Origin of the sequence: Nocardia coubleae NBRC 108252, from assembly GCF_001612805.1 — a bacterium.
GTDB classification, from domain to species: domain Bacteria; phylum Actinomycetota; class Actinomycetes; order Mycobacteriales; family Mycobacteriaceae; genus Nocardia; species Nocardia coubleae.
Genome location: NZ_BDBD01000025.1, coordinates 208871 through 221497 on the forward strand (window position 1 = coordinate 208871; position 12627 = coordinate 221497).

The 12627-nt window shown below is 62.9% G+C and carries 7 protein-coding genes; all 7 read left to right on the forward strand.

The genetic code is table 11. From position 1 onward, the window contains the following. The first annotated feature begins 372 nt into the window (after positions 1-372). The 7 genes from NCO8_RS26085 (at position 373) to NCO8_RS26110 (ending at position 12539) form a co-directional block, all read left to right on the forward strand. A complete protein-coding gene (locus tag NCO8_RS26085; protein WP_067643127.1) occupies positions 373-3237 on the forward strand; it encodes a helicase-related protein in 2865 nt (954 codons plus the stop codon). A 2-nt stretch (positions 3238-3239) separates the two neighbouring features. Next, entirely contained in the window at positions 3240-7844 is a 4605-nt protein-coding gene (locus tag NCO8_RS26090; RefSeq protein WP_067643327.1) for an Eco57I restriction-modification methylase domain-containing protein, read from the forward strand. Next, positions 7841-8935, forward strand: coding sequence for an SHOCT domain-containing protein (locus NCO8_RS26095; RefSeq protein ID WP_157105108.1), 1095 nt, complete (start codon positions 7841-7843; stop codon positions 8933-8935). The genes NCO8_RS26090 and NCO8_RS26095 overlap by 4 nt, the downstream gene beginning before the upstream one ends. Before the next feature lie 120 nt (positions 8936-9055). After that, positions 9056-9445: a hypothetical protein gene (locus NCO8_RS26100; protein WP_067643133.1), complete on the forward strand. Its 390-nt coding sequence runs from the start codon at positions 9056-9058 to the stop codon at positions 9443-9445. Between the two features lie 167 nt (positions 9446-9612). Then, on the forward strand, positions 9613-10572 hold the full coding sequence (locus tag NCO8_RS26105) for an ABC-three component system protein (RefSeq protein ID WP_067643135.1): 960 nt from the start codon (positions 9613-9615) through the stop codon (positions 10570-10572). 4 nt (positions 10573-10576) lie between these two features. After that, entirely contained in the window at positions 10577-10810 is a 234-nt protein-coding gene (locus NCO8_RS32925) for an ABC-three component system middle component 6 (RefSeq protein ID WP_369689848.1), read from the forward strand. Then, positions 10797-12539 (forward strand): ABC-three component system protein, encoded by a 1743-nt coding sequence (locus NCO8_RS26110; protein ID WP_067643138.1) that lies wholly within the window; start codon positions 10797-10799, stop codon positions 12537-12539. Before NCO8_RS32925 ends, NCO8_RS26110 begins: the two co-directional genes overlap by 14 nt. Positions 12540-12627 lie beyond the last annotated feature (88 nt).

Genomic DNA, 12627 nt, shown 5'->3' on the forward strand with positions numbered 1-12627 from the left:
GGATCTCTAGCTCGGGTACCGATGGCAGGGAGAACGCAACAACATCGGCGCGGCGAGCGACATAGGAGTTGTCGCCCGGCTCGGTCGGCGCGCTGGCCGAGTCTCTAACCACCGATCGCTCACCTTCCTCTGGACGCATAACGGTAGCAGCGCCAGGTGCGGCTGGCGGGCGACGACCTCATCGGGTGAATGCGAATACTTTGCCACGTTTGCGATTGACATAGTTTTCACTTCCACGTAGCGTGGCCGTCGGCGAACCTTCCACCAGCCAGATCCCACACAACGCGAACCTAAACATGCAGAACGGCGAATTACTCCCGAATGGGTACTAAATTGGACCGTTCTACCGTCGACCAACCAGGAGTACCCCTGATGACCAACGCCGTCGAGCCGCGCCCGCTCAACGTCGCCCCCGGCTCGATCGTCGTGGTCCGTGACGAGGAGTGGCTGGTCACCTCAGCGGAACAGGGCTCCGACGGTTGGCTGCTGCGCGTGCGCGGCCTGTCCGAACTCGTCGCCGACACCACGGCGACGTTCTACGACAGCCTCGACGAGATCGAAGTTCTCGATCCAGCCCAAGCACGAGTGATCGCCGACGGGTCCTCGGGATACCGGGATTCCCGCCTCTGGCTCGAAGCGCTGCTGCGCAAGACCCCCTTCCCTTACGGCGACCAAACCCTGACGGTCTCGACGCGCATGCTCGCCGATTCCCTGGGCTACCAGCGCGCCGCGGTAGCCAAAGCCCTTGACCCCCAACATATTCGGCCACGTATCCTGCTCGCCGACGCGGTCGGTCTCGGCAAGACCCTCGAGATCGGCATGATCCTGTCCGAGCTCGTGCGCCGCGGCCGTGGTGAGCGCATCCTGATCGTCACTCCCAAGCACGTACTCGAGCAGATGCAGCACGAACTGTGGTGCCGATTCGCCCTGCCGTTCGTGCGCCTCGATTCGACGGGCATCCAGAAGGTCCGCCAGAAGCTGCCCGCCACCCGCAACCCGTTCACCTATTACAAGCGGGCGATCATCTCGATCGACACCCTCAAGAGCCCCCGCTACAAGGCCCACCTGGCTCGCCAGCACTGGGACGCGGTGGTGATCGACGAGTCGCACAACCTCACCAATGTCGGCACCCAGAACAACGAGCTGGCTCGCGTGCTCGCCCCCAATACCGAGGCACTCATCCTCGCCTCGGCGACCCCGCACAACGGTCGCGAGGAGTCCTTCGCCGAACTGCTTCGCCTGCTCGACCCCACCGCCGTGGCCGCCGATGGTTCGTTCACCAAAGACGATGTGCAGAACCTGCTGATCCGCCGCCACCGTCACCACGACGAGGTCGCCGCCGAGGTCGGTAGCGACTGGGCCGAACGCGCGGAACCGGTCCACAAACTCGTCACCCCCTCGCCCGCCGAAGACGCTGTCGCCCGCGACCTTTCGCAGGTCTGGTTGCACCCCGAGAACACGAGCCCGTACTCCGGTGAGACCAAGGGCCTGTTCCCGTGGACGCTGGCCAAAGCCTTCCTGTCCTCCCCCGCCGCCCTGCGCGAGTCGATCGACCAGCGCCGCGCCAAACTGCGCGACGGCACCCCGGAGCAGCGCATCGAATTGGAAGCGCTGAACACCCTCGCCGACCTCAACGACAAGGCATTCACTGAATCAGCAGGCAAGCAAGCGGCCTTGGTGGATCGGCTGCGTGAGATCGGCGTCGGCCCGAAGTCCGCGATGCGGGCGGTAGTGTTCGCCGAGCGTGTCGCCACGCTGAAATGGCTCACCGAATCCCTGCCCGCCGCATTGGGTTTGAAGCCCGAGAACATCGCGATGCTGCACGGCGGCCTGTCCGATGTGGAGCAGCAGGAGATCGTCGAGAGCTTCAAACTCGAGACCTCCCCGATCCGCGTGCTGGTCACCGGCGATGTTGCTTCCGAGGGCGTGAACCTGCATGCCCAGTGCCATCACCTGATCCACTACGACATCCCGTGGTCACTGATCCGCATCGAACAGCGCAACGGCCGTGTCGACCGCTACGGCCAGAAGTTCCCGCCGGTGATCTCCTCGCTCATCCTCGAACCGTCGGACCCGGAGTTCTCCGGCGACCTGCGGGTGCTGTCACGCCTGCTGGAACGCGAGAACCAGGCCCACACCACCCTCGGCGACGTGGCCTCGCTGATGGGCAAACACAGTGTGACCGAGGAGGAATCGGCGATCCGGGACGTCCTCGCGGGCAAGGCCGAACTCGACGCGCAGGTCCGAACCATCGACGACGTCCTCGACGGCGATGATTTCGATTCCTTCTTCGCCCAGCTCGACACCGACTTCACCCCGACCCTCCCCGAGCTCCCCCGCCAGAGCCTCTACCCCGACGACGTGAGCTACCTCGACGAGGCACTGCGCGCCGCGTTCGACGATGTCCCCCAGGCCGAACCCGGCAAGGGCGGCGTCGGCTGGACCGTGCACGCCAATCACGGCATCGCCGAACTGATTCCCCCCAAGGACCTTCGCCAGCGTCTGTCGCAGCTCCCGCAGAACTACCGCGAGAAGGGCCAGATCGACAAGCGCCTCAAGCTCGCCACCTCCACCCAGGTCGGCGACGCCCAACTGCGCGCCGCCCGCCAGGGTAAAGGCATCAACGACACCACCTGGCCGGAGGCTCACTACCTCGGCCCGCTGCACCCCGTGCTCGACTGGGCAAGCGACCGCGCCCTATCGGCCCTCGGCCGCAATCAGATCTTCGCCATCCGCGGCAAGGTCGACGCCGTCACCGTCGTGCTCATGGGCACTCTGATGAACCGCCGCGGCCAGCTCGTGTCCCGTGTGTTCTCCACCGTCGAGTTCCCCGACCCGGCCCGACCGAACTTCGCGATCGCCAGCCCGCTGGAGAGCCTCGACTTCTTGCTCACCGAGACCGGTTTGAAGCCGAACACCGCCAACCCCGGCCCGAATCCCGAGCCGGACCGCTTCCAGCACCTGATCCCGGTCGCCGTCGACAAGGCCACCCAGTCGATGAAACTCGTCCTCGACCAGCAGGAACGCTCCGCCAACGAGCGTCTGGCCCAATGGCGCCAACGCGCCGACCGCTGGTATTCCGGCGCCGAACAACTCGAACTGTTCGGCAGCCAGAAAAAGAAGGTCGACACCTACGCCCGCCGAATCGCCGAGGAACAGCGCCTCGCCGAATCGCTCGCCCCCACCCAGCAGCTGGTGCGCCCGCTGTTGGTGATCGTCGCAGACAAGGACCAGTGATCATGGCCTCTTTCGATTCCATCGTCGTCGGCGAAGATTGGATCAGCGAACACTACTTCACCACCGATTCGGTGAAGGAGTCGTTCCACGGCAAGGTGATGGAGCTGCGCAAAGGGTGGGACGCCGAGGCCAAAGAGGGCCGCAAGACAGTCCGCAGCTCCCTGCTGTCCAGCGCCGGTGACCTGCATACCGCACTCGGTGCTCTGGCCGAGAACCCCGAAGCCGCCCCGAAGGCGCATGCCCAGGTCCGCGCTGCCTTCGGCTTCGACGGCGAACTCACCCCTTTCACAGCCGAACGCGCCGGTTCCGAACTGCTGATCCCCGACGCCCAACTCGCAGGCACCCCCAATGTGCTTTTCTTGCAAGCAAACCCCGTCGAATCGATCGAAGACTTCCTCGGCACCGGCACCCTGATCACCACCGCCACCGAAGACGGAAAACCCCTCGAATCGGCCCCCAAGACAGTGTCGGCCGCCTTCCGCTCCGACACCCCGCCCGCCTTCATCGTCGTCCAGGCCGGCCGCTGGCTCCTGCTCGCCGAAGCCGAACGCTGGGCCGAAGGCCGCTACCTCGCCATGGACCTGCTGGTCGTCGCCGAACGCCGCCACGATGCCCGCGGCGGCGAAATCGACCGCGCCGCAGCCATCTTCGGCCACCAATCCCTTCGCCCCGACGCCGACGGCAACATCTGGTGGATCGGCGTCCTCGAAGACTCGGTGAAACACACCGTCGGTGTCTCCAAGGATCTGCGCGAAGGCATCCGCCTGTCCATCGAAATCATCGCCAACGAGGTCGTGCGCCGCCGCCGCGCTCGCGATCTCCCGATGGACAGCATCGACGGCAACGACCTCGCCAAACACTCCCTGCGCTTCCTGTACCGCATCCTGTTCCTGCTCTACGCCGAGGCGTCACCGGAAATGCAGGTGCTGCCTACCGGCGCCGCCGAGTACGAGGAGGGCTACGGCCTGGACCGCCTCCGCGAACTCACCCTCACCGAACTGGTCTCCCACCACGCCCGCACCGGCACACATCTGTACGACTCGTTGAAGAAGCTCTTCGACCTCGTCGACCAGGGCCACAAGCCCGAGGTACGGGAGAACGTCACAGACGACCCAGCTCCCGGCCTCGAGTTCAACCCGCTGCGTGCAGACCTGTTCTCCCCCAAGGCAACTGCTCTGATCGATGAGGTCGGCCTCGGCAACGAAGCGACCCAGCAGGTCTTGGCGCACCTCCTTCTCACCAAGGAGAGCAAGACCCGCAAGGGCGGAGACCGCGGCTTCATCAGCTACGCCGAGCTCGGCATCAACCAGCTCGGCGCGGTCTACGAGGGCCTGATGTCCTACACCGGCTTCTTCGCCGAGGAAGACCTCTATGAGGTGGCCAAGGACGGCAATCCCGAAAAGGGCTCCTGGGTCGTCCCCGTCGACCGCGCCGACCACCTCTCCGAATCCGACTTCGTCCGCACCGAAGACCCCATCACCGGCGAACTCAAGCCCGTCCTCCACCCCAAGGGCACCTTCGTCTTCCGCCTCGCCGGCCGCGAACGCCAACAGTCCGCCTCGTACTACACCCCCGAAGTCCTGACGAAATTCGTCGTCTCCCAGGCCCTCGAGGAACTCCTCGACCAAGACGGCCACCGCACCACCCCCGAAGAAATCCTCTCCCTCACCATCTGCGAACCAGCCCTCGGCTCCGGCGCCTTCGCCATCGAAGCAGTCCGCCAACTCGCCGCCGAGTACTTGAAGCGCAAGCAAGAAGACCTGGGCGAACTGATCGACGCCGACCAGTACACGATCGAACTCCAAAAGGTGAAGGCCCACATCGCCATTCACCAGGTCTACGGCGTCGACCTCAACGCAACAGCCGTCGAACTAGCCGAAATCTCCCTCTGGCTCGACACAATGGTCGCAGGCCTACAAGCCCCCTGGTTCGGCCTCCACCTCCGCCGAGGCAACTCCCTGATCGGCGCCCGCCGAGCGGTCTACACGCCCACCGACCTCACCAAAAGAGCCTGGCTCAAAATCATCCCCAAGGACGTCCCCCTCGGCACCGAAATCGGCACAGGCATCCACCATTTCCTCCTCCCCGCCGAAGGTTGGGGCGCGATAGTCGACACCGCCGAAGCCAAAACCTACGCCCCCGACCAGCGCGAAGAACTCCGCCTGTGGCGCAACGAAATCCGCAAGTCCCCCTCCAAAGACATCACCAAACGCCTGGCCTCCCTCGCCCAACGCGTAGAGACCCTATGGGAGTTCACCCTCCGCCGCCTGACCATCGCCGAATCCGAAATCCGCCGTGACCTGCACCTATGGCGCAGCGAACCCATCGACCATGTTCCTGCGGTCACCCGGGAACAGATCGAAGCGGTACTGAACGACGAGAACGGCTCCTACCAGCGGTTGCGTCGCGCGATGGACGCCTGGTGTGCCCTCTGGTCGTGGCCGGTCACCGGCGACATCGCGGCACCGGACTGGGACCAGTGGGTCGGGGGCCTCGAAGCGGTCCTCGGCACCACCGCCAAGGCTGGCAAGTTCGAGAAGTACGGCCAAACCAGCTTCGCTTCCGACTTGGACTGGTCCGAACTCGACATCGCCGAGGACAACGATCGTGTCTTCGCCCAAGCCAAGTCCGCCGAAGCCGCGGCCGCTGAATTCCCTTGGCTGAACATCGCTTCCGGGATCGCCCACACACAAGGGTTCCACCATTGGGAGCTCGATTTCGCACCGCTGTTCGCGCGTGGCGGGGTCGACTTGCAGGTGGGTAATCCCCCCTGGGTACGACCCGACTGGGATGAAGCGGGCGTACTGGCTGAGTTCGACCCGTGGTGGCAGTTGGCCCACAAACCCTCGGAAGCCGAGAAGAATGCCAAAGCCGCACGTGCGCTTGCCATTCCCGAGGTTCGTTCGAAACTGCTCGATGAACGAGCAGCACAAGCAGGCCAAAACCAGCACGTCGGATCAGGCATCGACCGCCCCGTCCTCTCCGGCCTCCAGCCCGACCTGTACCGCTGCTTCATGGAACGAACCTGGCGATCCTCCTCCGCCCGGGGCATCACATCCTTGATCCACCCGGAAAGCCACTTCACCGAAGCCAGGGCCCAAGGACTTCGACGAGCCTGCTACCGAAGGCTCAAGCGACACTGGCAATTCCGCAACGAACACAAGCTCTTCTCCGAGATCAACAACACCCGCCAGTACGGGGTCCACGTCTACGGCGCCGACTCCGACGTCAACTTCCTACAGGGCGCAGCGCTCTATCACCCCGACGTCCCCGCCCGCTCACTCCAGGCCCGCCGCTCCAGCAACAACAGCTCCACCATCGTCCCTGGCGTGAAAGACCCTGACGGCAAATGGGACGTCCGCCCCCACCCTGAACGCATCATCGACATCACCGAAGCTGACCTTGCAGGCTGGGCCACGCTTATCGACGAACCCGGCACCCCCGCCGCCGAAGCCCGCATGCTGTACCCGGTGAACCGCGCGAGCGCGGCCGTCCTCGACAAGATCGCGGCCGCACCACGCCTCGGCGACTTCGAGTTTCAATGGACCGCAGGCTGGCACGAATCAGCCGACCGCAAACTCGGCTACTTCGAATCCCGCTCCGCCGTCCCCGCCACTCTGGACGAAACCATCCTCCAAGGCCCCCACCTCACCGTCGCCTGCCCGATCTACCAACAGGGCAACCCGACAATGCGAAGCAACGTCGACTACACCCCCATCGACCTCACCTCGATCTCCGACAACTTCATCCCACGAACCAACTACCAGATCGCCCGCCCCCTCCCCGAATACCAAGCCGCCTACCCGAAGTGGAACGACGAGCCGACCTCATCCCTCTTCCGCCTCGCCTGGCGCGAAATGTGCGACATCGCAACTGTCCGCACACTACAGTCCGCCCTGCTACCTCCAGGCCCGACCCATGTCCACGCCGTTCACACCCTGAACCTCCGCGAAAACAATCACGGGCTGGTCCTTCTCGCAGGCATCAGCCATTCGATCGTTGCCGACTTCATGATCAAGGCCATCGGCAACGCCCATATCAAAGCATCAACCTGGCTCCAGCTTCCCTTCCCTGTCGACCATCCCCTCACCAGCCACCTGATTCACCGCACTCTTCGACTTAACGCCCTGGTCTCGGCATACGGACCGCTCTGGACCGAGCTGTACGACGCTGAGTGGTCGACAGATGACTGGACCCCAGGTATCGAGCCCGGCTATCCACGCGTCAGCAACAGTCTTGGTGCCAGCACACCCGACTGGACCTGGCACACCCCCCTACGCACTGACGCCGACCGCCGCCAAGCCCTAATCGAAATCGACGCCATCGTAGCCGTAATGCTCAACATCACCGCCGAAGAACTCCTAACCATCTACCGCACCCAATTCCCCGTCCTCCAAAAATACGAACGCGAAGCACTCTACGACGCCACCGGCCGCCAACTCCCCACCAAACTAGCCTCCGAATACCGCAAAAAGGGGAAGCTTTCCTCCACCGATCTCACCGTCGACGGCATCACCTACACCGAGCCTTTCACCCCGGTAGACCGCGAACAAGACATGCGCCAAGCTCACATCCATTTCACCCAATTGGCGGAGGGACTCGCATGACCCCCCAGCTTGCACCCAAGGTCAAAGAGAAAACCGCCGCCCAGTGGATGGAAGCTTTGCCGCCCTACCTATATCCAGGCGAGCTAGTCTGGGCGCTGGCACGACTCAATGGGCTCAAGCCGATCATGGACGGCTTAGCCATCACCAACGCCAGGGTGATCGGATTCGCCAAACACGAACTCCGCGCGGGTGGTGACCCAGCGTTCCAAGTCGACGCCGACACGATCGCCGCGTTCGGGATCGAGAAGAAGTTCACCGGCTCGGTGCTGACAGTGACGAAGCGCGACCGGCAGGTGGTGAAGTTCCCGCTGCTCGGAAACGAGGAGGACAACAAGTTCGTGGCGTACTTCGTCGACTGTCTACAGAAGGCCGGCTTTCCCCCCGCGATCCGCGAGGCCATCACCAACGCGGCCAGTGACAACCCGGGTAACGCCCCACGCGGCGGCTGGATGCACAGCCACCAACGACAGGTCAAAGAGTCTCGCCGCAACGAGATAGTCGTGATCGGTGCGGCTCTCAAAGACGTGCACTGGCGCGCCATCGACGACCACAGCGGACCCGACGAGGTCCCCTGGTTCATCCTCAGCTGCGACGCGGACGGCCTACTCGCCGCTTTTGAGGACCGACTGATCATCGCAAAGGTCGGATTCAACGCCAGCATGATGGCCGGTTCCCTCGGCGGAGGCCGAATCACAACCTTCCCCTACCCCGGAATCACCAACATCGAATACAACAGCGGACTGCTGATGGGTGTTCTAGAGGTGCTCACCCCGAGCTATCAAGGCTCCCGGAACCACGACTACTGGAGATCCTTCCTCAAGAACCCCAACAACACAGACAACAACCCACGCGCGCTCTCGAACACTATTCCCGTACCAAGGCCGCTCTACGACCAAGCACTACCCCAGCTCAACACCCTCCAATCGAAGATCTCCGCGTCGAAGAGGCCGCCAGCCTCCCAATCCCCCTCCCCGCCAGCCTCTCTCCTTGCGGAGGAGATCCAGCGACTCGCCAACCTCCATGCTCAGGGACTACTAACCGACGTAGAGTTCACCGCAGCAAAACAAGCGGCCATCAGAACACACCGTTAACGAAAAGCATGACGTGACCGAGCCTTACCGCAGCCTCGACGGAGGCGTCGTGAAACCGCCGCCGAAGTTACCAGGGCGAACGGCAGGCCATGCTCGATGTTCCACGATCGGCGATCCAAGATGAAGCCTTTCGCTCTCGGCTACCTGCGTTCAGACCTCGCCGGCCCGAGCCAGCACTGGCACGAGATCCGAATCCGCTCGCTGGCAAAGCGATACGGCTACGACTTGGCCAAGACCATCGTGTTCTCGGACCGAACCAAGGATCCGATCCACCAACTGATCTCGAGTGTCCGGAACGCCAGGGCGGAAGCAATCTTCACGCCGCATGTGGGGCACCTGGGTGCGGACATTCCGTCCGACCTGGTCAGCGTCTGCGACATCATCACGGTAGACGACGAAAGTACCTACGCAAGAGCGTATTTCCGCGTCCCTCGCGATTCTGCCGTACTGCGTGGTCCCAACCCGATCCTCTGCCATCCAGACCAGGCGGGCTTGGTCGGCAGAAGCTAGCTCGAGTCGCCGACAAAGTGCTACGTCACTGCGGCCGCGGGTTCGAATCGACAACATGAACCGTCGCGCCGAGATGTCCAGCGGTAGTTGGTGTAACAAGCACTGGCCCAGGTCGTCGCAGCTCAGTAGTATCGAAGATCATCCGACAGACGAGCCGAGGGGGGCCGATGGAGCTGGCGTCTGCGAACTGGCGCGAGTGGTACCGGTGCCGTCACCAGCAGGAGTGCTTCAAGTCCGGCACACCGTACGAGGAGTACGTATCCACGGTCCTCTCCCGATTCCACAGCGACTTCATGAATCCCGCGCCGACCGGTACCTACGGCGATGGCGGCTGCGACGGGATCGCCGAAGCCGGCACTATCGCGTACGCGTGCTACGGACAACGGCCAGGCCGTAAGGCCGAGGACGAACTTGCGGAGAAGATCGGCAAAGACTTCAAGCGCGCGTTCCAGGAGTGGCCCGTGTTCCACACCTGGCGCTTTGTCACCAACGCGCCGTTCGGGCCGAAAGCAACCAAGGTCATGGTCGGTCTACAACAGACACATCATGCGGACCCGGTGCGCCCGTTGAAGATTGTGCACTTCAACACCGATCGACTCTGGTCCGACATCGTCGGCAAGCTCTCCGCCGACACACTCGATGAGCTGTTCCCGGGCGTGCCAGGCGCTGCCAACGTGGAACTCCACGACTTGATCCCACTACTCGATTCGCTGGGCTCCACGGCAGTGACCCCAAACCTCGGCGACTCCATCCGTCCGGTGCCACCCAACAAGATGAGTTTCAACAACCTGCCGGAGAGCAGTCGTCTCGAGTTCAACAGCGGTCGCCTACTCGCGCCGAGAATCGACGCTTGGTACGCCAGTGCCTCGGATCCAGGCCTCTACGACACCCACGGTGCCCGCTTCCGCGCGTTGTACCAGGGCGTCCTGGCAGTGACCACAGACCCTGGTGAGGTCTTGGAACGGCTCTATGTCGCGTTGGCCGGAGCCAACCCACGCATGGACCGTACGCGGGCGAACGCGACGTACGCAGTAGTGTCGTACTTCTTCGACTCATGCCATATCTTCGAAGAGCCACCCGGTGCGACCCCGTCCGGTGAGGAGGTAACCCGTGCTCTTGCCAACTAAGGGCGTGTCCGTCGATCGCGCACTCATCACGATCGGGGCGGACCTGCTCGACGAACTTCGAGACCCGATGTCGGTGTCTGCGCTCTGGGATCGATACAGCCGACACCAGCAGGCTACGAAGAATGCCGCTCGAGTCACGTTCGACTGGTTCTCGCTCTCTCTCGCCGCCTTGTATGCGATGGGGCTCATCGACACTTCACCGAACGGCTATCTTCGGCGGGCACATGTTCCTCGGTAGGCTCTCGTGCTCGGATCCGAGGTTCAAAACCCTCACTTTTCACGAAGGGCTCAACATCCTCGTCGCGGACCGCACCGAGGTATCCGAGCAAGGCGAGAGCCGAAACAGCAGTGGCAAGACAAGTTTCGTGAAGATCCTCCGGTACCTCGTCGGAGGCGATCTACCCCCGGAGTTCAGGTCACACCACCTGGATAACCACGTGTTTTCGGCTGAGCTCGCACTTCCTCAATCCCATAGCGGAGACTCGTCATTCGCAACCGTCACGCGCGGAATCCGCCCCTCGAACCGGGTTCGTTTCGTCGGCGGAACAGCGCTTGGCGATCCAGAATATCGGCTCGATGAGTGGAAGACATGGCAAGCCAGGCAGTTGTTCCACATCCCGGAGGGCGCCGAGCGCCCGACGACCGGCCAGCTGTGGGCACAACTGGTACGCACCTGGTTCGGCAGTCCGGTGAAAGGGTTCTCCGCCGAATCCGACTGGGAGTCGGGGGTGCGGTTGGGTTTCATGCTCGGCCTCTCGCCCGAAATTTTGGGCAGAGCGGGCGAGCTCGATCGCCTCGAAAAGCAGGGCAAAGCGATCCGCAAAGCAGTGCGCGACGGTGCTCTCACCCACTTGAATCTCGACGAGTCCGATCTACGGGCCGAACTCGTCAAAGCCCGTCGCCACCGCGACCATATGCAGGAACAGCTGCACAGCTTCCGGGTCGACGAGCAATACAGCGAACATCAGCACGAAGCCGACAACCTGACTCGCGAGATCGAGAGACTCAACAACGAAGGGCTCTCGCTTCAGCGTCGAGTACGTGAACTCCGGCAGACCCTGTTGAACGAAGTCACCGTCACCTCAAGTCAAGAGCTGACCGACAAGGTCGAGCGTGTGTATGCCGAAATCGGTGTGACGCTTCCGGATTTGATCCTCCGTCGTTACACCGACGTCGCCGCATTCCACGAATCCGTTGTCCGGAATCGTCGAATGTTTCTGCAACAGGAACTCGATGCGGCTGAGGCTCGACTCACAGCTATCGACCGGGAGCGCACCATATTGGACCAGCGGCGTTCGCGGGTGCTCGTTCTCCTTCGCGAAACCGTCGCGTTGGATACTTTCCTCAGCGGGCAGCGAGACCTCGCCGCCCGCGAAGCTGTTGTGGCCGACATCGAACGTCGACTTGCCGATGCCCAAACCATCAGCTCGATCAGCGACACGATGAAAATCAAGACCGCAGAGCTGGTCGCTGCGGTGCGTACCGAGACCCAGGATCGCGGAGAACAGCTGGAAGAGTCGATTTCGCTCTTCAATGAACTCGGCGCGGAGATCTACTCCGATCGTGACGCGACTCTCTTGATACGCGCATCCGCCAAAGGCGTTCTCAAAGTTGAACCACGTATCTCCGGCGATGCGAGTACCGGTGTCAAGAGCGTTGAGACCTTTATGCTCGATCTCGTCTGCACCATCGCTGCCATCAAGGCTGGCCGAGCACCCCGCATCCTCGTCCATGACAGCCCACTGTTCGACCCGATCGATAGTCGCCAGGTCGCTTCCTGTCTGAATATCGGCGCCCGCCTGGCCGATCAATACGGATTCCAGTACATCGTCGCGCTCAACTCGGACTTCCTCGACAGCGTCCAGTCACAGAGCGACGGAGCCTTCGACGCCACACCGTATGTTCTCGATCGACGGCTCACAGATGAGTCCGATACCGGCGGGTTGTTCGGCTTCCGATTCGACTGATCGCCACGGCGTGCGGCTATGCTCACAATGTGTGGCCGGTGGCGACGGAAATGACGTAGCTTCCGGCGGGATCTGTGGCAGCACTGCA